Origin of the sequence: Thiocapsa sp. C2-2m (assembly GCF_041903745.1) — a bacterium.
In the GTDB taxonomy this organism is placed as follows: Bacteria; Pseudomonadota; Gammaproteobacteria; order Chromatiales; family Chromatiaceae; genus Thiocapsa; species Thiocapsa roseilacustris.
The window spans coordinates 83,305-104,077 of sequence record NZ_JBBWVD010000008.1 but is presented as its reverse complement, the minus strand read 5'-3'; the positions used below and the strand labels follow the sequence as shown (position 1 = coordinate 104,077).

Below are 20,773 nucleotides of genomic sequence, written 5' to 3'. Positions count from 1 at the left end.
TTTCCTTTCGGGGAAATTTATCGTTGGCCCCGCACCCCGCACCCTGAACCCCGCACCCGGAATCCTGAACCCGCAGCGGCTCAACGACCGGGGTTGAGGGCCGGCAAAGCGGCACGTTTGATCCGGGCGACGCGGTCCTTGCGCGGACGCAGCGCGGCGCCGCGGCCGACTTGTCGCATGAAGTCGCGTTTCCATCGCGAGAAGTCGAGATCCTGTCGGCCGTAGAGCGCGGCGTCCAGCTCCTGCATCAGCCGGGTCAAGGTCGCCGGATCCGCGTGCGGGCGTAAGCTCAAGATGAGCCGGGTGAGGTTGGGCTGGGTGGCCTCGCCTTGGAAGCGGAGCCGGCTGCGGGCATCCGCCTCGAAGCGGTCGCACCAGTCGACGGGGTCCGATGCGCGATTGGCGTGGCCCACGCAGAGCAGGAATCGACTGCTCGGGGGGAGTGCTGCAGCCGCGGCTGCGCGCATGCGCGCGACCAGCGGTTCGGGTCGCAGCCGACGGGCGAGGCGACCCCAGCGGTTGCCTATCAGGGCACCGAATGCACTGAGTCTGCCGACGAGCCCTGCCGCCGTTCGGGCGGGCGGTCGATCCTGCGGCTGCGATTTGGTGGCGTAGAAGACGCCGCCCCAATAGCCGGCGAGCAGCAGCAGAAGCCCCGTCAGCGGGAGCCATACAAAGCTCCAGTCTTCCGCGGTCATGACGGAGGAGGGCATGCCGAAGGGGCCGCTCTCTCCGCCGATGCTCAAGGTACGCATCGGCAGACTCGCGAGCTCTCGGGTGCCCAAGTCGGTGTTCCACCAGGCGACACCGATCTCGGGAAGGGTCAGTCGACCGGAGGATTGAGGGACCAGGGTGTAGTACTCGGTACGGCGTGCGACCAGATCACGGCGGTCTGCCGAGAGGCCACTTTCCGTGAGCACCTGCTCGCGATAGACGCGGTGATCCGGTCCGGCGAGTTGGTCCTCCAGGCTCGGCAACTGCGCTGCAGTGCCTCCGGTGGCGACAAGCTCCAGCGCCAGCGTGACGGGCTGCCCGGGGACCAAAGTGGTTTCGCGACCGATGTCGGCCTTGAGACTTAATGATCTCAGGGGCAGCCAGGGCGTCACCGCGCTCACGGCCGGTCGAACCTGAAGGCGAATCGGGAGGTCGGTCACCGACTCGAAGCGCTGCATGCCGCCGCTCATGCCGCGTACGGTTCCCGTCACCTTGATGGGGGGAATCTCGATACTGCCCGGTCGCAACGGGATCAGGGTTAGGATGAAGGTGTTGACGATCTCGCGCCGGCCACCCTCGGCAGCGCGGGACTCCGGGGTCGGTCCGTCCAGACGCTGGACGATTGCGTCTCCGGTCGCCGGGAGATCGAGCGTGGCCTCACTGGGATTGTCCGAGGTGATGAGCCGAAGACGCAGCAGCAATGGCTGCTGCACATAGGGTTCCAGCTCGTCGAGCGTGGCTTCGAGCCGAGGCGGCTTGCCTTGAGCCTGGGTTCGGTATTGCCCCGGATATTGCCCCGGCATCTGGTGCGGGAACTGACCGTAACCGGGTGCCGGCATCTGACCCGGCGGATAGGCCGGGGGAACACCCTGCGGATTGGCCGGCGGGGTGCCTTGCGCGGTACTCGGCGGTTGGGGGCGGAACTGCCAGGACCCGGCCTGCGGCGGGGGTTGGCCGTAGGGTCCCCGAGGCTGGAAGGGCTGCTGTCCCGGAGGACCATAGGGCCAGGCGCTCGCCGCTGGCCCGAACAACCCCAGCGTCAGGCCCAGTATCAGGATCGGAATCAAGCAAAGTATCGGACTCGACGCCTGGATCACCAGGCCGAACGGCGTCGCGTGACGTCGGAGACTTTCGGTGCGCATCACCACGGACGATTCTCCAAGATTGGCGCACCCGTCGTCTGCATCCAACGCAGCTCCTCCAGGCGATACTGATTGCGGATTAAGAGTGACGGGTCGCCCTCCACCTGCTTGAGTCGCTGCTCCATCACGTCCATTCCTGCGCCCAGCGCGGGTGAGCCGTCGATCGCGCCTCGTTCGTCCGTCGTGTCCTCGCCCAATTGGTCGCCGGGGCGATCGCCGAGTTGATCGAAACGCTCTGCGGCCTCCGGCTGGGCCTCGGTGCCGAGCGTCTCGGGTGGTTTCACCTCTGCCGGACCGAGCCGATCCGGACGGGGTGTCCGGCCGATTGCGTCGTCGGTGCCACCGTCTTCGCGGTCGGGCTGGCTCGGGTCGGGGCCCGGGGCGTCTGCGCGACCCGGCTCTGCAGAATCCGGCTCCTTGCCGTTTTCGTCGTGAGATTCGGGCTCGCCGAGACTCGGGTCACGCCCGTCCATTGGGTCGTTCCCGGATGATTCATCTCGGGGCGATTCGTCTCGCGGTGCTTGCGTCGGGTCTTCCTCGCCGTCGGCGGGCTCGTCCTCTTGCGGTGTTGCGGAGGGTTCGGTCGATGGCCTGGATTCGGGCTCGTCCTCGCCGCCGCCCTCGCTGACATCGCCGGGCTCGCCGTCCTTTCCGGATTCGGACTCGGATGCAGTCTCCTCGCCGGATGCGCCGTTCGGCGTGGTCCGATCCCCGGCGTCGCCTCGATCGCTGTCGGTCTCGGGTTGATTGGACTCGCCGCCCTCCGAGTCGGTTGCGGTGTCCGCTGTCGTGCCGGCCTGTTCCGATTCATCCGCGCCGCGTGCGTCGCTGGAGTCACCCTGCGCCTCGCCATCGGTGGGTTCGGATGCGTCGCTGCCTTGCCCTTCACCCGCCTCGTCGCCTTCACCCTCGGTCTGCGACTCGCTTTGCTGGCCCGAGCCGTCGGAGGATTGATCCTGAGCGCCGCTGTCCTCGCCCTGCTCGTCGCCGGATTCCTCGCCTTCGGATTCTTGTTGCTGCTCCGCGCCTTCTTGTTGCTCGGATGGCTGTTGCTGCTCCCCCTGCTGTTGGTCCTCGGATTGACTATCCTCCTCTGATTCCTGCGCCTCCTCGGACTGCTGCGCCTCCTCGGACTTCTCCTGTGGCGATTGCTGCTCCTGTTGCTCTTCTTCTTGTGATGCCTGATCGCGATCTTCGGCACTCTGTGTCGGATCCTCCCCGTCCTCTTGTTCGGACTCGTCGCGAAACTGCTCCTGCTCGAGCCTCGCCAAGGTGGCTCGGGTGACGGCAAGGTTATGGGCCGCATCCGTGTGGCTCGGATCGTCGCGCAGAACCGACTCGTAGGCCGTCGCGGCGCCTGTGTAGTCGCCGCGCTCGAAGCGGGTGTTGCCGAGGTTGTAACGGGCCGATTGGCCCTCCTTGCCTTGCTCGGCCTGGTTGAAGGCGCGTTCGGCCTCGTCGAGTCGCCCCGCGCGGTAGAGGGCGACGCCTTGCCGATAGGGATCGGAGAAGGACTCCGCGGCGGTGTCGAAGTCACCCGACTGATAGGTCTCGAGCGCCTCCTGCTCGGAGGTCTTGAACCATCCGGCGACTGCCGGATACGGCAGGCAGACGGCGAGCATGAGGAGCACTGCGGCGGAGCGGGAAAGAACGCCGTGGCGTAGGATCAACGGGGTGCTCATGTGGAAGACCTCCGCCGCCGAATCGGCGCGCGGAACCGGGTCAGGAGAAGCAGCATGACGAGAACGACGGGGATCCAATAGCGCTCGTTCCACACCCGGGTGCGCTCTTCGCTCGATTGCGGCGGCAGGCGCGAGACCGAGACTGCGCGCAGGATGGCGTCCGAGTCCGAGTCACGATAGTCGGCGATCCGATGGATGCCGGCGCCGGCCTCCGCCAGACGCGCCAAGAGCGCGTCATCGAGCGAGGAGCGGATCGGCTCGCCGCTGAGATCCCGGATGAATCCGCCGGCCGGTCCCGGCACCAATCCGCCCTGCGTCGTCCCGATGCCCAGCGTGTGGATGCGGATCCCTCGGGATGCCAGCACGGCAAACTGCTCGGGGAGGTCGGGCTCCTCGAAGTCGCCGTCCGAGATCAAGAGGATCGAGCGGGCGCTGTCCTCGGGGAGGCCCGCCAGGAGCAGCTCGGCGCGCGCGAGTGCGGCGCCCACGCGACTGCCCTGCAGGTTCGGGTCGGCAAGCTCGCTCGATAAGGCGGGCAGGGCATTGAGGATCGTCTGGGTGTCTTCTGTGATCGGCGAGATGACGTGCGGCACGGTGGCGAAGACGATCAGGCCGAGCCGCGCCTCGCGGTTCTTGCGAATCAAATCGCTGATCTCGTGGCGGGCGCGCCCGAGGCGGTTCGGGGTGACGTCGGTGACCTGCATGGAACGAGATATATCCAACAAGATCAACAGGTTGTTTCCAGGATGGAAGAGCCGTACGTCGGTGGCGTCCCAGCGCGGGCCGGCCATCGCCGTGAGGATGAGCCCCCACAAGAGAGCCCAGCTCAGATAGCGGCCCCAGCGCTCGGTGGTGCGCAGATCGCGTGTCCCGGTCAGATGCGGCAGCAGGTGCGGATCGGCATAGCGGTGCAGCGGGCCTTGGGCTGCGCGGGCCGCGCTGCGCTTGAGCCAGTAGGCGACCGGGAGCAAGGCCAGGAGGCCCAGAAACCACAGGGGTTGCTCGAAGTGAAAGCCGCCGTCAAACACCCGCCGTCCTCCCGACGAAGCGCTTGCGGCCTTCGGGGAAGAGGCCGAGACCGAGCAACGCGATCAGGGCGAGTCCGAGCGGCCAGCGGTAGAGCGGTTGAGGCAGGTAGGCGGTGCGTGTTTCCGCCTCGGTCTTCTCGAGCTGGCCGATGCGTGCCGAGATCTCCTCAAGCGCGCGGGTATCGGTGGCACGGAAATAGGCCCCGCCAGTGAGCTCGGCGATCTCTTCGAGGGCGCCTTCGTCCATGGTCAGATCGTCGCGATACCGCACCACGCCCTCTTCGAGGATCGGGATGCTCGCCTGCTTGCTGCCGACCCCGATCACGTAGACGCGCACCCCGTTCTGTCGGGCCACCGTCGCCGCCTCGCTCGGTGCGAAACGTCCGGCATTGTTGTCCCCGTCGGCGATGACGATCATGACCCGCGACCCCTCGGGACGCTCGCGCAGCTTCACCACCCCGAGCGCGATGGCGTCGCCCAGCGCGGTGGCCGGACCGGCAATGCTCGGGACGATCCCGTCGAGGAGCTGCCGCACGGCCAGCCGGTCCAGGCTCAGGGGCGAGAGCACGAACGCCTGGCTGCCGAAGACCACCAGCCCGACGCGATCGCCGCTGCGACCCTCGATAAAGCGGCCCATGACCCCTCGCACCACGCTCATGCGGTTGACCGGGCGGCCATCGACCGTGAAATCCAGCGCCTCCATCGAGTGCGAGGCGTCGACCGTGATCATGAGATCGTACCCCGGCGTGCTGATCTCGGTGTAGGGCGTCAGCCACTGCGGACGCATCAGCGCGAGCACGAGCGCGATCCAGAGCAGATAGAGCAAGGTCCGATACAGCCAGCCGGTGAGCTGCAGACCGGGGCGTCGCGCGGCAAAGGCCGCCTGGAGTGCGACGATCTGCGGGTGCAGCAGGGTGACACGCTGACCTTCGAGCGTCGTCTCGCCTGGATCCTGTCCGCGCTCGGGCCAAAGCCAGGGCAGGAGAAGCGGCAAGGGCAAGAGGAGTGCGGCCCAATGCCAATGAAACTCAAACATGGCGGATCTCAACCACGGGCGCTCCCCCGCGCTCCGAGCCACGGCAGGCGCTGGATGGTGCCTTGGGTCAGGCGGCGGATCAGGACGTGGCGCCGACCCTGCGGCGCGTCGCGGACCTCGACCCAGGCGAGCGCCGCGTCGATCAGCGCCAGGAGATCCTTCGGGCCGACACCCTTGTGAAGTGCGCCGGCCGGTGCGTAGGGTGCGTCGATCAGGATGCGACCGCGCTCGTGCCAGAGGAAGCCGTTCGGATCCTGTGCGGCAAGCCAGTCGAGCCAGGCGGTCCCGACGAGACCCGCGCAGGCCGAACGCCCGAGTCGGGCCATCGCGATGCGGCGCAGCAGCTCGGAGAGCTCGCCGAGTGTCTGTTTGGCGTCCTGCCCCTTGCCGGCGCGGCGTCTGAGATCACGGAGCGCGGCAGCGGCCTCCCAGCGCCAACTGCCGAGTGTGATGCCGGGGATGGGGATGCGCAGGCTGAGCCGGGCACGCAAGCGCCAAACAAGGAGGGCAAGCAGCGTCAGGGCGATCGCCAGCAGCCACCAACCGGGGGCCGGCGGCCACCAATGGATGGGCGGGATATCGTGGATACCGCGCAGCATCGCGATGGGCGGCGAGGGAGCGAGGATCGGGTCCATCACACGGCCCTCGAGCGCGCCCGCTGCTCCAAGGCGCGGATCAAGCTGAGATGGATCTCGGCGTCGGTCCGCACCGGGAGCAGGATGATCCCGAGGCGATGGACCACCGCCTGGAGTAGGGCGCGCCGCTCCTCCCATGCCTCGCGATAGCTGCGCCGGGCCTGCGGGTCGTCCGTGTCGACCTCGACCAGGGTGCCGTCGGTACCGGTGAAGGTGGTGATGCCCATCGCCGGGATCTCCCAATCCGCCGGGTCGTCGACCGGGATCAGCGCGACCGAGTTGCGTTGTCCCAGATCACCGAGGATGGCCTCCAGCCCCATGGCATCGCGGTTGAGATCGGCGATCACGAAGACGAGCGAGCCGGTCGGCAGGCCCGAGGTCGCCCGCCGCAACGCACCGCCGAGACAGTCGATGGACGGATCCAGCTCGGCGCCGGGCACGGTCAGGGCGCGCAGCAGTTGCCAGAGCGCGCGGCGACCGCGCGAGGGGCGAAAGTGTTGGAGCCCGGTGGAGGGGTCGCCGAAGACCAGTCCGCCGACCCGGTCGTTGAGCCGACTCGCCGCCCAGCCGATCAGGGCCGCCGCGCGGGCCGCCTGCACCGACTTGAAGGTCCCGCGCGTGCCGAAGGCCATGTGCGGGCCCTTGTCGACACAGAGCATCACCGAGCGCTCGCGCTCCTCGCGGAAGATCTTCATGTGCGGCTCGTTGGTGCGGGCCGTCACCTTCCAATCCATATAGCGGATGTCGTCGCCCTCGCGATACTCGCGAACCTCCTCGAAGTTGACCCCCGCGCCGCGGAAGACCGACGCATAGAGTCCGGCGAAGGTCGAGTTAACCAGATGATGAGAGGGCAGTCCGAGCGTATGGGCCTGATGGCGCAGCTCCAGCAGGTCGTCGAGACGGGGGTAGAGACTCATGCGACGGCGGCCGATGTCAGGGGATGGCCACCAGGGTGAGTAGTCGGTTGACGAAGACGTCCGTGGTCACCCCCTCGGCCTCGGCCTCGAAGGTCAGCAGTAGACGATGGCGCAGGATCTCGGGAACGACGGCCTGAATATGGTGCGGTGCGACGAAGTCGTCGCCGTCGAGCCAAGCCCTTGCGCGGGCGCAGCGGGCCACGGCGATACTGGCGCGCGGCGAGGCGCCGAAGCGGCACCAACGCCCGAGGTCGCGGTCATAGAGCTTCGGCTGACGGGTCGCCTGCACCAGGTCGACGATATAGCTGTGCAGCTTGGGATCCAGGTAGAGCCCGGCGACGTCGCGACGCATCGCGAAGAGATCGGCCTGGCTGAGGCGCTCGACCGGCGCGGTCTCGGGCTCCTTCTGCTGGCGGGCGTCGAGCTCGAGGATCTTCAGTTCCTCGTCGCGACTGGGGTAGGTCACGACCGCCTGCATCAGGAAGCGGTCGAGCTGCGCCTCGGGCAGGTGATAGGTGCCTTCCTGCTCCACCGGGTTCTGGGTCGCCAGCACCATGAAGAGCTTGGGCAGCGGATAGGTCCTGAGCCCCACCGTGATCTGGTGCTCCGCCATCGACTCCAACAAGGCCGACTGGACCTTCGCCGGGGCGCGGTTGACCTCGTCGGCCAGCAGGATGTTGTGAAAGAGCGGGCCGGGTCGGAACTCGAACTCGCCTTTCTCGTGGCGATAGATGTCGGTGCCGATCAAATCCGACGGCAGGAGATCCGGCGTGAACTGAATGCGGTGGAAGTCGCCCTCGAGCGCATCGGCGAGCGCCTTCACTGCGGTCGTCTTGGCCAAACCCGGCATGCCCTCGACCAAGAGATGCCCGTCGCTCAGCAGGCAGATCAGCATGCTGTCGATGAAGGACGCTTGTCCGATGATGCGGGAGGCGATGTGATCGCGAACGGGCTTGAGATCGCTTGGCGTCATGCTCTTTTACGTCTTGTCCGGGTGGCTGACTGCTTGAAGGGGGCGTGGGTCGCCGATTCTTCCGATCGGTCGCATCAGGCCGTATAATCCTGTGCCTTTTCCGGGGCAAGTGCAAGCCTCGTCCAGACTGACGGGCTTGCTCGATTTATCAGCATATTCAGATGTTTTCATCCGGTTGCCTGCCGCGTCGGGCATGCGCACGAGGTGGCGGTGCCCGTCCGTCGACTCGACAACGGGACGTCGCTTGTCACCTGTCAGTCGACGCCGGCACTCTGGTTCCAGCTCGCAATGCCTCTCACGACGACGCGGAGGCCATGAAGAATCCGGGATCTTTCCTGAGTCGGCGTCGTAGCTCCGTGCCTCCGTGTTTCCGTGAGAGATTTTGAAACTGATCGGTGCCAAGGGGACGTCGCATGAGCCTTGACAAACCGGTTGTACACATGGACTCGGTGCCTCTTCTCGCCGTGTCCTTGATCATTCAAACAATCGTGTGCTGATCGTTCACGAAATGTCAATCTATTGTTTTAATGAGGTAAAATTCAGGCGATCAAGATCTGACCGATCTGTTTGCGACCGAGCAACCGTATGCCTTCGGACGCCTTGATCAGAGATTTTGCACAGACTTATCCACAGGTTCTGTTGGCATCTCCGAAATGCCTACTGGTGCGGATGTGTTGCCGCCCGGTTGCGAGTGCGGGGCGGAGGTGTTGCGGCTAAGTTGCGAAAAGCGCGTGCCTTGGTTCGAGCCTGCGCGGCTCGACCCGCTGACGTGTCGGGTGGTGGACTGCGGCGAGCCTGCAGAAGTCTGCGTCGCGTGAGGGCCGGCGGAGCGATCAGGCCGAGTGGGACTGCGCATGCGTTGGCTGATGGCCAAGCTGCGCTGAGATCTGCTCGGCGGCCTCGATGAGATCGGTGGTCCACTCGAGCCGGCGGCGCTCGATCGGGGCGGAGACCGACAGCCCGGCGCTCACGTTGCCGGTGCTGTCGTAGAGCAGAACGCCGATGCAGCCGACATCGAGCTCGGCCTCCTCGTTGTCCAAGGCATATCCCTGCGCCAGCGACTCGCGGCATTCGGCGAGCAGGCGGGGGAGGGTGCTGACGCTGTTGCGGGTGTAGGCGGGCAGATTGGTGCGGTTGGCATAGGCTCGGATCGCCTCCTCGCCGGCGGCGCCCAGCATCAGCTTGCCGACCGCGGTGACGTGCAGCGGGGCACGCGAGCCCACCAGTTGCTGCACATGGATCATCCGGTTCGGCGTCGCCTTCTCGATATAGACCACCGCGTCGCCCTCGCGGATGGTCAGGTTCACGGTCTCGCCCAACCGGTCGCGCAGCGAATCCATCACGGGGCGGGCGATGGCACGGACATCGACGTTGGCGTGCAGCCGCACACCCAGTTGGAGCAACCGCAGCCCGAGACGGTAACGCCCGACCGAGTCCTTCTCGACGAACCGGTTCTGGATCAGCGAGGCCAGGATGCGATGCGCGGTCGAGGCGTGCAGCCCCGTCTCGGCGGCCAGAATCTTGAGACTCACGGGCTCGGAATAACGGGCGATGGCGTCGAGCAGGGCGGCGGCCCGGTCGATGACCTGGATATGCGGTGCGACGGCGTGCTCGGACATGATCGGCTCAGCTCGGTGTCTCGATTGGAAGATCAGCGGGGTCAGGTCTTGACGTGTGCCTCGCCGGTCGGCGCGGGTGCATCGCGGATGCTGGTACCTCCATTTCAACAGATGGGCACGCAACACGGCCATTCGGCTCGCCAGCTCGCGCTGCGCGCTCTTTCCCACGTCATCGATCTCCTCGGCATGTGCGCGATATCCAAGCGGTCGAATTGTCCTTCTCGGCCTCGCTCGTAAGACCGGCCACCCAAACCTACTGACGCTCGTGACACCCGCTCCGAGACCGGGCAAGTATTCCGCGGCCGCCCGTCGACCCGCTCAAGCACTCGCCGGGGCGGCGGGCGGGACCGCAAAGGCGCCGCGGCGGCGGCGGTGGCGAATCGGCGCCGCGAGGCGGACCGGCGCGCGAGGCGCCCTTGCAGGCGTCCTCATGAGCTGCAGACGCTGAAAAATGACGCTTCGAGTTGGCCTTCCGCCCGAGCGGCGGCGCGCTTCACAGGCCGCCCGGAATCCGTCGAGTCCGAGGATGCTCGAGACCCGTCGGAAGTTGTCGCAGTGGACCAAAAGGGCCAGTTCTCCCTGGACCTTCTCCAGGCCGCGGACCAGGAAGTGGTCCCGGCCCATCCAGCGCTTGAGGGTGCCGAAGGGGTGCTCGCAGAGCGCCGCTCGCGCGCGATGGCCTTCCACTACATCGGCCAGCTCCGAGCGGTAGATCTGCCGGTAGGGGGTCTTCTCGGGCAGGCACCGCTTGGCAAGCGGACAGCCTTCGCAGCGCCCGGCCCTGGCGGCGTAGCGCTTGAGCGTCTTGCCGTTGCGTGCGACTTCGCCATAGGGGTGCAGGATCTCGCCGCCGGGACAGATGTGGACGTTTGGCCCGGGCAGGTCGTGAAAGGCGCTCGCGGGCAGGCGTCCGGCGTCGCGCACGGCGCGCTCGGTATCGGGGATGGGGACGTAAGGGAGGAGTCCGGCGCGCTCGCAGGCGGCAATATCGTCTTCTGTCCAATAGCCGGCGTCGGCGAAGACCTCCGCCTCCTTGATCCCCAGCGCGCTCTTGGCGGCCTCGGCCATCGGGGCAAGCTGACCGACGTCGTTGCCGGCCGAGGTCGCTTCTGCGACGACGATGAGCTTGTGCTTGTCGTCGACCACGCTCCGGACGTTGTAGCCGACGGTGGACTTACCGTGCTTCTTGAGCCGGCGGGCGTCGGTGTCGGTGCGCGAGATCTGCGTCTCGCCGGTGTCTTTCAGCGCGGCGATCCGCGCGGCCTTGGCCGCCTGGCGGGCGGTGAGCTCGTCGAGCTTGGCGGATACCGCGCCCGTCGGTGCCGCCTCGGCGTCCTCGCGGGTGTCGGCGCGGTCGAGCTCTTGGTGGTACCGGGCGTGCTCGCGCTCCAGCTGGGTCAGGGTCTTGACGCTCGCGTCGCCGGCGTTGGCGTTGAAGTGGCTGCCGTCGATGCCGAGGTGCTCCCCGCCGACCAGATCAAGCTCGCGGCACAGCAGGACGAACTCACGGTTGGCCGCCTTGAGCGCCTTGGCGTTGGTGCGGCGGAACTCGGCGATGGTGCGGTAGACCGGGCGCAGGCCCTCCAGGAGCCAGATGATTTCCAGGTTGCGCTCGGCTTCGGCTTGCAGCCGGCGGCTGGAGCGGATGCGGTTTAGATACCCGTAGAGGTCGAGCTTGAGCAGGTGGGCGGGCGCGTAGGGCTGCCCCGGCGTGAGCCCGCCCTCGGCGTGGCGGAAGCCGAGCGCCGCAAGGTCGAGGGTCTCGACGTCGATGTCGATGGCCCGCGCCAGGCGGTCCTCGCTCACGTCGTCATCCACGCTCGGGGGCAAGCGCATCGCCTGGCGGCGGTTCAGTCCCAATTTGTAGCGGCGCTCGCACATCGCGGGGGCTCCGCCGCGCTGCCCGCGCGGCTCGGTGAGCTCAGGGTCGGTGCCTATTCTACCAGTCCGCCCCTATCGGTGCAGCAGCGGTGGAGTTCTTGCCCAGTCTCGGAGCGGTGTCACGCGTCCTTGAACCTGGATCCGGTTCGACCGGCCGGAAGCAACGGCGGCGACCGTCGCGAATCGGCAGCTATCCGTGCGAGTCCGCTCGTCCGAGAAGGACGATCTCCCGGCCAGCGCCGCCATCGATACAACGCGCGCCGAAAGCCTGATGGAACGCGTCCTTTGCGGCGTCACCCGTGCAGTGGGTCGGCACCACGTAGGCGACGTCGAGGGCCTGCAGCGCGCGAATCGTCCGGTCGATCCCCGCGGCGTCCGAGTACATCAGGTGAAAGCCGCCGATGGCCCAATCGATCCTCTTCCCCAGCAGGCGCCAGGCGTGCTCGACGATCCGCTCCATTCCGGGATGTGCACAGCCGCTGATGACTGCCGTGACCCCGTCGGCTTCGATCACAATGGCGTGCTCGGAAGGGTCGCTCTCGAGCATGCCGGTCGAGAAGACGCCCGGGGCAAGCTGCAGAGGATCGGCGCCGACGACAACCAACTTGCCGCAGAGGCCATGAAGATCCTTGATCAGATGCTTCGAAAAACCCTCGTGCACCACGACGCTGACCTGTGGATTCAGCTCCAAGACGGAGTCAAACCCGCCGATGTGGTCCCAATGCGGATGGGAGAGAACGAGCAGATCGACCGATTCCGGGGCGATGTCGAGGGCGGCCATGTTCTTCAGCAGAATCCGGCCGTTGCTGCCCGTGTCGAACAGGATGGTTCGGCCCTGGATCCGAATCAGGGCTGCGAAACCCCAAAGGCTGCTTAGCCCCGGGACTCCGGGATAGTTGTCGAATAGGATCGTCATGCGGAAAGGGTTTGTCATGGGTCGCGTCCTCGGACCTCCCGAGACCTGCTCGGGTCGCCCGTGCTGTTGTGGGTCGGCGTTGCGGGAAAGCGGCCTCCCTCATGAAGACCGGCCATCCAAGACTTCAGTCGCTCGTGACACCCGCTCTGCGGTGTCACGCCTGCCCCGTGGCGCTCTGCGCCACGTGCCACGATGGTCGGAGTTACGAGCGAGGCCGCCTGTGCCGACCAAGGGTGTCCGTAATGTCCGGTGGCCTGGTTGGATTCCCGGACGGGACGCGTTATGGTCGTTCCGGGTCGACATCTGGCCTCGCCCCGTGCCGCGCATGCATTCTGAATTCCCGACAGCGAGAACAACGCGAATGAAATCGATACGACCAAAGCGCATCTTGATGACCTCGGCGTTACTGGCCCTGCTTTCGGCATCGCCCTTGCTGGCCGATGCCGATGCTGCAACCGCCGCCAAGGTCGAGACCATCATCGCTCTCAACCAACACCTCAGTGGCTATGCGATCCAGGTCCTCTCGCAGGACGGTCGCCTGCGCATCGAGGGATCGGTCCCGAGCGTCATCGAGCGAACCCTGGCCGAGGATCTGGCAAACCTGGTCGCGAATGGGGTGCCGGTCGACAACGCGCTCGAACTGGATGCGGCCTTCGCGGCGAGCCCGGGGCCTCTCACTGTCCGGGTCGAAGACCTGGATGTGGCGACTAGGATCCGCGAGCGCCTGGAGTGGCAGATCAGCACGAGCGGGCTGGAGGTTTCCGTCGAGATCGACGGGGGCATCGCTCGCTTCCAGGGTCGAGTCGGCTCGACCGGAGCGTCCGATCGCGTGGCGACACTCGTCAGGACCACCGAAGGGGTTCGCGAGGTCTTCAATTACATCAACGTCGACCCGGATATCTTAACCGAAGAGCGCGAGCGGCAGGCTGCGGTCGCCGAGGTGCGGCGCTCCGATACCTGGATCGCCAATCGCCTGGAGGCCGTCCTGCGCTACGACACCACCGTGAACGCGTCCAGCATGGAGGTGAGCTCGACCGACGGGGTGGTGTTGCTTCGCGGCACCGTCACGTCCCTGGCCGAGCGCCAAGTTGCCGAGGCGCTGGCGGGTGACATTTTGGGTGTGCGCGAGGTGGAATCGTTGCTGAGTTTCGAGAGACCCATGTGACCCTCGCGGTGCGCGTCTCTGCGCACCGAGGTGATGTCCTCGATTCCCCTTTTTGGATATGCATCCTCTCCAAGGCTCGGGCATGCATACGGTCGTTGCCATCAAGCCATGCTATTACCCATAACTTCCGCTGGCGTCGCTCTGCGCCTGCAGCGCGAGCACGAAATCGGCGGCGCGTTGCAGGCCGATCCAGATCCTTTGCGGTCCCGGAAAGCCGTCGCCTTTGCGGTTGAGGAAACCGCCGAGGCCGGCGACCATCCGCACCATCGTATCGAGCGAGGGCGGTTCGGTGGGTGGCGGCTGGCGGCGGGTCACCAGATAGACCGCTTGCCATTCCGCGTCGGCAATGACCGCGTCACACGGCATTTCGGGGCAGTCACGCCCCGCCAGGCGGATGCGCTCCTGGATGTCCGCGAGCGTCCCCTCGTCGCGCAGGTCCATCAGCAGGCGGGCCACCGACAGGTTCTCGGGCAAACCGACCGACAGCAGGACGATGCCGGCGAGGCGCAGGCGCACGCTGCCCACGCCGGCCTTCATGGTGCCGCCGGCGCTGTGGAGTCCAACCCCCTGCTTGCCGCGCGTGCTCAGCTCTTTGAGCAGGTCCATGATGTCTTGCGGCAGGGTCGCCAGGGTGCGCGCCGTCACGCCGTCCGACAGCGCGAAATCGGTCCAGAGGTAGCGCAGCACCTTCACCAGATGCGATTTTCCGCAGCCGAAGAATCCGCTGACCCAGGCCGCCCGTTGCTCTTTGTCCAGGCTGTCGAGAAAACCCTGCAGGATCTTGGCGAGGCCCGCTTGGTATTCCCCCTGGCAGACAAAGGTCTCCAGCTCATAGCGCAGGGTATCGAGATCTTCGACATTGTTGCTGGAGACGCCCTCGTTGGCGATCTGCCAGGCCAGGGGGTCTTTAACGAACAGCTCTCGGTTTTGCATGGTCAGTCGTCCGTGAGGATTGGGGTGGCGAGATAATTCCAGCCGGTGCGGGCACCGAGGAAGCGATAGGTGTTGCCCTCGCGCTCGCCCGGGAAGAAGAGCACGACGATGCCCGGCAAGTGGCTGTCCAGGGCATCAAGGAGGGCGGAGACGTGGACGAAGTCATACAACTCCATCAGCCCCGAGACGGCGAAGACGGTATGGACCGCGTCCGCGGCCGGCACCCCTGCCAGCTCGCGCCTGAGACGCTCGACGAGGTCGTCGACGAAACCGGGGTCGGCATAGGTCTCGACGATGTCGGGGGCCGCGAGGCAGTCGGCGCGCTCATCGGGATCGAAGGTGTCCATCCAGTCGGCGAACGCGCCGCCGAGATCGATCCGTCGCCAGTCGAGACCCTCATCGCGCGTGGCGATCTCGAACTCCGGGATGCGATTCACCAGGCGGCGCTCGTCCTCGGGCGGGTACACGATGAACCAGACCCGCTGGCTCAAGGGGAGGTTGTCGCGCGGGGTGAGCGAGACGTGGCGGCGGTAGCTCGCCAGCAATTGGTCAATGCGTGCCATTCAACAACGCCTCCTCGTCGGGGAGCAGCAGGCCCGAGAAGTCGATCTCCGTGACCCCGCCGCCGTGACGCAGGCGGAGCCAGTCGTTCTGCGAGCCGACGGCGAGGTGCGACAGGATGGTTGACGGGTCGGCCCCCACCAATCGTGTGAAGACCGAGGACACCAGCAGATCCCCGCGCAGGCCCAGCAGATAGCCGGCGAACATGGTGTAACTACAGGCGGCCGGGGTCGGGACGGGCAGTGCTCGGGTCCGCGTTGCGGTGCCCTTCAGGTGGCCGGTTGCCGCCCAGGTGACACCGAGACGGGTGGCGAGGCTGGACAGCATGACCGGGCTGTAGCGCTCGGGGTAAACCTCTTCCAGGTACGCCACCATCTGCGGACGAGTCAGGACCTCACCGGGTTTGAGGGTCTCGATCAAGTCGAAGCTGGCCCGCAGTTGGGGGTCTCTGCAAAACGCGCAGGTCAGGGCCAGCAGCGGCAGCGACGCGGGGTCTTCCGTGGCGAAGCGACGCAGCAACCGGAACAGGGCCAGGGCGGGGTCGAGCCCGTACGGCTCGTAAAGGTGCTTTTTGCTCTTTTGGCGACTGGAAAAGGTCGGCTTACCCAACACATTCTCGTCCCGAATGGCGGCGCGGTAGTCGGCGCGGCCGGCGGTCACGGGAACGGAGGCAAATAGCAGCCGTAACTCGGGCAGCATCAGGGAGCGTGACAGGTGGCCACCCGATCGGCGCAGGGAGAAGCCGAAAGCGGTCGCATGCGGTGGGATCACCAAGGGGCCGGCATCCATCGATGCAGTCATCCGGGAGTTGCGACGGTACAGGCAAATAAAAACCCGCACTCAGGCGGGTTCTTCGGTATCTGCGAGCGGCATGACAGGGTCATTTGGTGGAGCCGAGGGGGATCGAACCCCTGACCTCCGCATTGCGAACGCGGCGCTCTCCCAGCTGAGCTACGGCCCCGTGTGTCCGATTGTATCTGCGAGGGTCCGTCCCGATGTTCCTTTTCGAGTGAACCCGGCAGAAGGCGCATTGTGCACCGTGCCGGCGTCTGGAAACAAGTCCCGCGATCCTTCCCCGATCCTCCCGGAGTGTGCATGCTCGATTCCCTGCCGTTGCTCTTCCCGTCCGACTTTCCCGCGATCGACCGGCGTCGCTTGCAGACACTGCAGATCAACCTGGGCTATCGCTGTAATCAGAGCTGTCGTCACTGTCATGTCGATGCGGGGCCGAAGCGCTCCGAGTCGATGAGCGAGGAGACGGTCGAGGCGGTGCTCGCATTCCTGGACCGGCATCCGGTGCGCACGCTCGACATCACGGGCGGTGCGCCTGAGATGCACCCGGAGTTTCGTCGTCTGGCGCGCGAGGGTCGGCGCCGGGGCGCGGAGGTGATCGATCGCTGCAATCTGACGATCCTTTCGGAGCCCGGCCATGAAGATCTCGGTGCCTTCCTGGCGGAGCAAGGTGTTCGCATTATCGCGTCTTTGCCCTGTTATCTGGCCGACAATGTCGACACGCAGCGCGGCAGCGGTGTGTTTACGGCCAGCATCGCCGGTCTGCGCCAACTCAACCGTCTAGGCTATGGCGTCGAAGGCAGCGGCCTCGAGCTGGACCTGGTGTTCAACCCGCAGGGTCCGACCTTGCCGCCCGCTCAGTGCGCCTTGGAGGCCGACTACCGCGCCGTTCTCGGCGAGCGTTACGGCATCGTCTTCAGTCGGTTGTTGACCATCACGAACATGCCGATCAAGCGGTTCGGCAGTCTGCTCCAGTCGACCGGACAGTTCGCCGACTATATGACCCTTCTGAAGGGCGCCTATCGCGCGGAAAATCTCGACGCCGTCATGTGTCGCGATCTGATCAGCATCGATTGGCAGGGCTTCGTCTTCGATTGCGACTTCAATCAGATGCTTGGTCTGGCGCTCGAGCGGGACGCACGGCGTCTGCACATCTCCTCCCTCGGTCACGATGCGCTCGAGGGTCTGCGCATCCGCACCGCCGAGCACTGCTATGGCTGTACGGCGGGCCAAGGCAGTAGCTGCGGCGGGGCCTTGGCGTGAGGTGAGCGGCCCAGGTCATCCCGAGGGTGTGTCGGTGCTCTACCCGAATGCCCGCATCCTGATCTTCGCCAAGGCGCCGATCCCGGGACAGGTCAAGACCCGCCTGATTCCGACGCTGGGGCCTGCGGGTGCTGCCGAGCTTGCGTGTGATCTTCTCGAGCGACTGGTCGGGCGACTGTCGCTGGCTCGACTCGCTCGGTTGGAGCTCTGGTGCTCCCCCGATCCCGAGCATCCACTCTTTCGCGACCTTGCCGAATCGGCCGGCGTCGCGCTGCGCACGCAGCGGGGCGAGGATCTTGGCGAGCGCCTGAGCGCGGCAGCGGCGGATGCGCTGGGCCGTGCAGACGCGGTGCTTTTGGTTGGGGCCGATATTCCGGAGCTGGATGCGGACTACTGCGCTTCGGCCCTAGCCGCCCTTGCAGACTCGGATGCGGTTTTGGGCCCGGCCGAGGACGGCGGTTACGTCTTGCTCGGGCTCAAGGCCCCTGCGCCAGGGTTGTTCGGCAACATGCCTTGGGGCGGTGACCGCGTCGCCGCAATCACGCGGGGACGCATCGCCTCGATCGGGTGGCGCTGTCCGGAGCTTCCGATCCTCTGGGACCTGGACCGGCCCGAGGACGTCCTGCGTTACCGTCGCCTCGATGCCGATCGGGGCGACACGCGACCGAGGGTCGGTAACGTCGACGCCTGAGGCGATCTCCGGAAAAATCCACACCCGTAAGTTGTGCTGACGATAGGAAGCACAACTTGCGCCGAAGGTTGGTTGTGCCTCGCGGGCTCGGCACAACCTACGACGGCCGTGGCTTGAAGCGCCGCGATGCGCCGCTTGGCATAACGTTTTCCGGAATTCGGCTAAGAGGTGCGTTGCAGAACCAGCTCCAACACGGCCTTGCTGCCGAAGTAGGCCAGAATCAGCACGACGAATCCACCGAGCGTCCAGCCGATCGCGATACGACCGCGCCAGCCATTGCGAAACCGCCCGATGAGCAGTCCTCCGAACATCATCCACGCGAGGACCGAAAGCACCGTCTTGTGCACGAGGTGCTGTGCGAGCATGTTTTCGAGAAAGGCGAAACCGCTCAGCAAGGCCAGCGTCAGCAGCACGAAGCCCGCCGTGATCATCTCGAAGAGCAGGCTTTCCATCGTCTGAAGGGGCGGCAGGGTGCGCACGTAACCGCCCGGGTGGCGGCTGCGCAGATGGCTGTCCTGCACGGCCAACAGGATCGCCTGCACCGCGGCCAGGGTCAGAAGACTGTAGGCCAGCATCGAGAGCAGGACGTGGATTTTCAGGGGCCAATCCGCACTCGGGCGCATGAAGTCGACATCGACGAACGTTGCCTCCAAAACCAGGCTCAGGGCTGCGGCCGGCAAGAGCAGCAGGCCGAGGTTCTCGACCGGTTTGGTCAAGCTCGACACCAGCAGCAGGGTAATGATGGTCCAGGTGGTCAGCGCTAGCGCGTTGTAGAACCCGAGGTTGAGCCCGGCGTGGCTGAAGATGCTGTCCCAGAGCAGCCAGCTGTGAAGCGCGAGGCCGACGAAAACCAGCCCGAGCACTAGCGGGCGCTGCGGTGTCCAGCCTTCGGTCTTGCGGAACAAGCGCATGCCGATCAGGGTGGCGGCGGCCGAGTAGCAGAGGATGGCGACGATGGCGACGAGGGTATGGGTCATAGATGGAAACCGATGGGCCTAAACCGCGCCCGGCGCGGTATGCGATGTTTTTGGATGGGATCGGCCCCGGCAGACTTGACGACCGTTGGAGCCGGCGCGGTTTAAGATATTAAAAAATATATTATTTTAAACCGCGTCCCCACTAAGTGTTGTGGATTCATCAAACGTCTAGCTCACTCGAAACTCAGCATCTTGCTCTGGCCGCGGTTTAAGTGGGATCGCATACAGGGCTAGCGCAAACCTGACGTCGTCGAGACGGGGCCTTGTCGTATCGCCTGCCGGTGGCCGGCATTATACTCGGAACTTTCGCGACAGGCCGGGCCGACGCCGGCCTAATTCCGAACGAGTGTCCGTGCGGGCAGCGCGGCCCGACGAGGATCGAGGTCCACCCTATGTTTGAGAATCTCCAGGATCGCTTCGGCGATGTCCTGAACCATCTGCGCGGTCAGGGCCGTCTGACCGAAGAGAACATCAAGGAGACCGTCCGCCAGGTGCGCATGGCGCTCCTGGAGGCCGACGTTGCCCTCCCGGTGGTGCGGCAGTTCGTCGAGGAGGTGCGCGAGAAGGCGCTCGGCGAGACCGTGACCCGGAGCCTGACCCCCGGCCAGGTCATGATCAAGATCGTCAACGACGAGCTGGTCAAGCTGATGGGACAGGCCAACGAGCAGTTGGATCTGACCGCACAGCCGCCGGCCGTGGTGCTGATGGCGGGCCTGCAGGGCTCGGGCAAGACGACCAGCGTCGCCAAACTCGCACGCTGGCTGCAGGAGAAGCAGGGCAAGTCGGTGATGGTCGTGAGCTGCGATGTCTACCGCCCGGCCGCCATCGAGCAGTTGAAAACGGTCGCGGCCGAGGTCGGGGCCGAGTTCTGTCCGAGCACGCCGGATCAGAACCCGATCGATATCGCCAAGCGCGCTCTCGATGCGGCGCGCAAGCACTTCAAGGATGTCCTGATCGTCGACACCGCCGGCCGGTTGCATGTCGACTCCGCCATGATGGACGAGATCAAGGCGGTTCATGCTGCGTTGAAGCCGATCGAGACCCTCTTCGTCGTGGATGCCATGACGGGTCAGGACGCGGCCAATACGGCCAAAGCCTTCGACGAGGCCCTGCCGCTCACCGGCGTCGTTTTGACCAAGACCGACGGCGATGCCCGCGGTGGTGCGGCCCTCTCGATCCGCCACATCACCGGCAAGCCGATCAAGTTCCTCGGCACCGGCGAGAAGACCACGGCACTCGAACCCTTTTATCCGGATCGTGTCGCCTCGCGCATCCTCGGAATGGGGGATGTGGTCTCCTTGGTCGAGGAGGTCCAGTCCAAGGTCGACAAGGACAAGACCGAGAAGCTGGTCAAGAAGCTCAAGAAGGGCAAGGAGTTCGACCTCGCCGACTTCAAGGAACAGCTCGATCAGATGGCCAATATGGGCGGCATGATGAGCCTGATGGACAAGCTGCCCGGAATGGGACAAATCCCCGACCACGTCAAAAACAAGGCCAGCGATAAAGAGATGGGCAAGCTGATCGCGATCATCAACTCCATGACGCCGCAGGAGCGTCGTTTCCCGGCCGTCATCAAGGGTTCGCGGAAGCGTCGCATCGCCGCGGGATCAGGCACCGAGGTGCAGGACGTGAACCGCCTGCTCAAGCAATTCGCTCAGATGCAGAAGGTATTCAAAAAAATGAAGGGCGGCGGCATGGCTAAGATGATGCGCTCCATGCAGGGGCGCATGCCCGGAGGCTTCCCGCCGGGCGGCATGCCGCCAGGTGGCTTCCCGATGTAGCATGTCGGCGTCGGCGGTGTGGCGGTGCTGGTCGGCCCCGTCCTTCGAGATGGCTCAACCGAGCCTC

At 65.8% G+C, this 20,773-nt stretch carries 18 protein-coding genes and 1 tRNA gene; 4 read left to right on the top strand and 15 right to left on the bottom strand.

Annotated elements, in window-relative coordinates; genetic code table 11:
• Positions 1-80 precede the first annotated feature (80 nt).
• From AADX97_RS07905 to AADX97_RS07860, 10 genes are all read right to left on the bottom strand, one after another.
• Positions 81-1,859, bottom strand: a complete 1,779-nt coding sequence (locus AADX97_RS07905; protein WP_374238817.1) for a hypothetical protein — start codon at positions 1,857-1,859, stop codon at positions 81-83.
• Entirely contained in the window at positions 1,856-3,538 is a 1,683-nt protein-coding gene (locus AADX97_RS07900) for a tetratricopeptide repeat protein (RefSeq protein ID WP_374233546.1), read from the bottom strand. The genes AADX97_RS07905 and AADX97_RS07900 overlap by 4 nt, the downstream gene beginning before the upstream one ends.
• Complete coding sequence (locus AADX97_RS07895) at positions 3,535-4,566, bottom strand: VWA domain-containing protein (RefSeq protein ID WP_374233544.1); 1,032 nt, start codon at positions 4,564-4,566, stop codon at positions 3,535-3,537. The genes AADX97_RS07900 and AADX97_RS07895 overlap by 4 nt, the downstream gene beginning before the upstream one ends.
• Positions 4,559-5,602, bottom strand: a complete 1,044-nt coding sequence (locus AADX97_RS07890; RefSeq protein WP_374233543.1) for a VWA domain-containing protein — start codon at positions 5,600-5,602, stop codon at positions 4,559-4,561. The genes AADX97_RS07895 and AADX97_RS07890 overlap by 8 nt, the downstream gene beginning before the upstream one ends.
• Positions 5,603-5,610: 8 nt before the next feature.
• Positions 5,611-6,237: a DUF4381 domain-containing protein gene (locus AADX97_RS07885; RefSeq protein WP_374233542.1), complete on the bottom strand. Its 627-nt coding sequence runs from the start codon at positions 6,235-6,237 to the stop codon at positions 5,611-5,613.
• Entirely contained in the window at positions 6,237-7,154 is a 918-nt protein-coding gene (locus AADX97_RS07880) for a DUF58 domain-containing protein (protein WP_374233541.1), read from the bottom strand. Before AADX97_RS07880 ends, AADX97_RS07885 begins: the two co-directional genes overlap by 1 nt.
• A 16-nt stretch (positions 7,155-7,170) precedes the next feature.
• The gene (locus AADX97_RS07875; RefSeq protein ID WP_374233540.1) at positions 7,171-8,127 is read right to left on the bottom strand and encodes an AAA family ATPase; all 957 of its coding nucleotides are present in this window, start codon (positions 8,125-8,127) and stop codon (positions 7,171-7,173) included.
• 833 nt (positions 8,128-8,960) lie between these two features.
• Complete coding sequence (locus tag AADX97_RS07870) at positions 8,961-9,914, bottom strand: DUF29 family protein (RefSeq protein WP_374233539.1); 954 nt, start codon at positions 9,912-9,914, stop codon at positions 8,961-8,963.
• A gap of 150 nt (positions 9,915-10,064) precedes the next feature.
• On the bottom strand, positions 10,065-11,627 hold the full coding sequence (locus AADX97_RS07865) for an IS1182 family transposase (protein WP_374233538.1): 1,563 nt from the start codon (positions 11,625-11,627) through the stop codon (positions 10,065-10,067).
• Between the two features lie 190 nt (positions 11,628-11,817).
• A complete protein-coding gene (locus AADX97_RS07860; RefSeq protein WP_374233537.1) occupies positions 11,818-12,561 on the bottom strand; it encodes an MBL fold metallo-hydrolase in 744 nt (247 codons plus the stop codon).
• Between the two features lie 343 nt (positions 12,562-12,904).
• Here AADX97_RS07860 and AADX97_RS07855 point away from each other — a divergent pair, with 343 nt between their 5' ends.
• Positions 12,905-13,708, top strand: coding sequence for a BON domain-containing protein (locus tag AADX97_RS07855; RefSeq protein ID WP_374233536.1), 804 nt, complete (start codon positions 12,905-12,907; stop codon positions 13,706-13,708).
• Positions 13,709-13,822: 114 nt separating this feature from the next.
• Here AADX97_RS07855 and AADX97_RS07850 read toward each other — a convergent pair whose 3' ends face one another.
• The 4 genes from AADX97_RS07850 to AADX97_RS07835 all read right to left on the bottom strand — a co-directional run bounded on the left by AADX97_RS07850 (position 13,823) and on the right by AADX97_RS07835 (position 16,163).
• A complete protein-coding gene (locus AADX97_RS07850) occupies positions 13,823-14,641 on the bottom strand; it encodes an IS4 family transposase (RefSeq protein WP_374233535.1) in 819 nt (272 codons plus the stop codon).
• Positions 14,642-14,643: 2 nt separating this feature from the next.
• Positions 14,644-15,204 carry a hypothetical protein gene (locus AADX97_RS07845; RefSeq protein WP_374233534.1) on the bottom strand — a complete coding sequence of 187 codons (561 nt, stop codon included), beginning with the start codon at positions 15,202-15,204 and terminating at the stop codon, positions 14,644-14,646.
• Positions 15,191-15,991, bottom strand: coding sequence for a hypothetical protein (locus tag AADX97_RS07840; protein ID WP_374233532.1), 801 nt, complete (start codon positions 15,989-15,991; stop codon positions 15,191-15,193). Before AADX97_RS07840 ends, AADX97_RS07845 begins: the two co-directional genes overlap by 14 nt.
• Positions 15,992-16,087: 96 nt before the next feature.
• Positions 16,088-16,163 (bottom strand) — tRNA-Ala (locus tag AADX97_RS07835).
• Positions 16,164-16,297: 134 nt separating this feature from the next.
• Between AADX97_RS07835 and arsS the strand changes: the two genes are divergently transcribed.
• Positions 16,298-17,257 (top strand): arsenosugar biosynthesis radical SAM (seleno)protein ArsS, encoded by a 960-nt coding sequence (gene arsS / locus AADX97_RS07830; protein ID WP_374233531.1) that lies wholly within the window; start codon positions 16,298-16,300, stop codon positions 17,255-17,257.
• Positions 17,208-17,948 carry a TIGR04282 family arsenosugar biosynthesis glycosyltransferase gene (locus tag AADX97_RS07825; RefSeq protein ID WP_374233530.1) on the top strand — a complete coding sequence of 247 codons (741 nt, stop codon included), beginning with the start codon at positions 17,208-17,210 and terminating at the stop codon, positions 17,946-17,948. Before arsS ends, AADX97_RS07825 begins: the two co-directional genes overlap by 50 nt.
• Before the next feature lie 161 nt (positions 17,949-18,109).
• On the opposite strand, the gene AADX97_RS07820 is transcribed toward AADX97_RS07825, so the two are convergent.
• Entirely contained in the window at positions 18,110-18,925 is an 816-nt protein-coding gene (locus AADX97_RS07820; protein WP_374233529.1) for an inner membrane protein YpjD, read from the bottom strand.
• Between the two features lie 392 nt (positions 18,926-19,317).
• On the opposite strand from AADX97_RS07820, the gene ffh reads away from it, so the two are divergent.
• Positions 19,318-20,706, top strand: coding sequence for a signal recognition particle protein (ffh, locus tag AADX97_RS07815; RefSeq protein WP_374233527.1), 1,389 nt, complete (start codon positions 19,318-19,320; stop codon positions 20,704-20,706).
• Positions 20,707-20,773: the final 67 nt, after the last annotated feature.

Excerpts from the sequence above, each read along its gene's own strand:
- AADX97_RS07820 (WP_374233529.1), bottom strand. The coding sequence starts at position 18,925 with ATGACCCATACCCTCGTCGCCATCGTCGCCATCCTCTGCTACTCGGCC.
- ffh (WP_374233527.1), top strand. The coding sequence starts at position 19,318 with ATGTTTGAGAATCTCCAGGATCGCTTCGGCGATGTCCTGAACCATCTG.
- AADX97_RS07845 (WP_374233534.1), bottom strand. The coding sequence starts at position 15,204 with ATGGCACGCATTGACCAATTGCTGGCGAGCTACCGCCGCCACGTCTCG.
- AADX97_RS07855 (WP_374233536.1), top strand. The coding sequence starts at position 12,905 with ATGAAATCGATACGACCAAAGCGCATCTTGATGACCTCGGCGTTACTG.
- AADX97_RS07825 (WP_374233530.1), top strand. The coding sequence starts at position 17,208 with ATGGCTGTACGGCGGGCCAAGGCAGTAGCTGCGGCGGGGCCTTGGCGT.
- AADX97_RS07860 (WP_374233537.1), bottom strand. The coding sequence starts at position 12,561 with ATGACAAACCCTTTCCGCATGACGATCCTATTCGACAACTATCCCGGA.
- AADX97_RS07850 (WP_374233535.1), bottom strand. The coding sequence starts at position 14,641 with ATGCAAAACCGAGAGCTGTTCGTTAAAGACCCCCTGGCCTGGCAGATC.
- AADX97_RS07875 (WP_374233540.1), bottom strand. The coding sequence starts at position 8,127 with ATGACGCCAAGCGATCTCAAGCCCGTTCGCGATCACATCGCCTCCCGC.
- AADX97_RS07865 (WP_374233538.1), bottom strand. The coding sequence starts at position 11,627 with ATGTGCGAGCGCCGCTACAAATTGGGACTGAACCGCCGCCAGGCGATG.
- arsS (WP_374233531.1), top strand. The coding sequence starts at position 16,298 with ATGCTCGATTCCCTGCCGTTGCTCTTCCCGTCCGACTTTCCCGCGATC.
- AADX97_RS07840 (WP_374233532.1), bottom strand. The coding sequence starts at position 15,991 with ATGGATGCCGGCCCCTTGGTGATCCCACCGCATGCGACCGCTTTCGGC.
- AADX97_RS07885 (WP_374233542.1), bottom strand. The coding sequence starts at position 6,237 with ATGGACCCGATCCTCGCTCCCTCGCCGCCCATCGCGATGCTGCGCGGT.
- AADX97_RS07900 (WP_374233546.1), bottom strand. The coding sequence starts at position 3,538 with ATGAGCACCCCGTTGATCCTACGCCACGGCGTTCTTTCCCGCTCCGCC.
- AADX97_RS07880 (WP_374233541.1), bottom strand. The coding sequence starts at position 7,154 with ATGAGTCTCTACCCCCGTCTCGACGACCTGCTGGAGCTGCGCCATCAG.
- AADX97_RS07890 (WP_374233543.1), bottom strand. The coding sequence starts at position 5,602 with ATGTTTGAGTTTCATTGGCATTGGGCCGCACTCCTCTTGCCCTTGCCG.